1 pseudogene is annotated in these 600 nt (G+C 64.8%); it reads right to left on the bottom strand.

Features of this window, described 5'->3' with window-relative positions:
* Window positions 1-200: 200 nt before the first annotated feature.
* Window positions 201-600 (bottom strand): annotated as a pseudogene (locus ABS767_RS17560) (hypothetical protein); the annotation flags it as partial.

The raw sequence follows: 600 nt of genomic DNA on the forward strand, positions 1-600 counted from the left end.
AGGCTCTTGCAGACCCTATCCGCATCCCCCGCCAGCGTCACCGCGAACGCGCTGCTCGCGCCCATCGCGGCTGCCGCGCCCACGAGCCATGCACACAGCTTCGCTCTTGTCAGCGTCATCGTTTCCACCCGGCTTTCAATTTTCATTCAGTGCGTCAGGAGACCGCATTCAATGCGACCTCCTGACGGCCGTCAACAAAACTAGTGCTCGAACACCAGCCGCGCACCGACCGTGCCATCGAGGGCGCGGATCTGCTGGAGCAGCGTCGCCGAATCCTGCCCCGCAAGGTCCGCGTCGAGCACGACGTAGCCGAGATCGCCGGAGGTTTCCAGATATTGCGCGACGATGTTGATGTCGCGCTGGAGGAAGACCTCGTTGAGCCGCCGCAGCATGCCCGGCACGTTGCGATGGACGTGGCTGAAGCGCGCGCCCGCGGGGCGCAGATGCAGCTGCACCTCCGGAAAATTCACCGCGCCCATGGTCGAACCCGTGATGAAATAGTCGACCAGCTTGCGTGCGACCTCGCCGCCGATGCGCTCCTGCGCCTCCTCGGTGGAGCCGCCGATATGCGGGGTGAGGATGACGTTGCCGAGGCCCTGA

This window comes from Sphingomonas plantiphila, assembly GCF_046000505.1.
GTDB lineage: Bacteria > Pseudomonadota > Alphaproteobacteria > Sphingomonadales > Sphingomonadaceae > Sphingomonas > Sphingomonas plantiphila.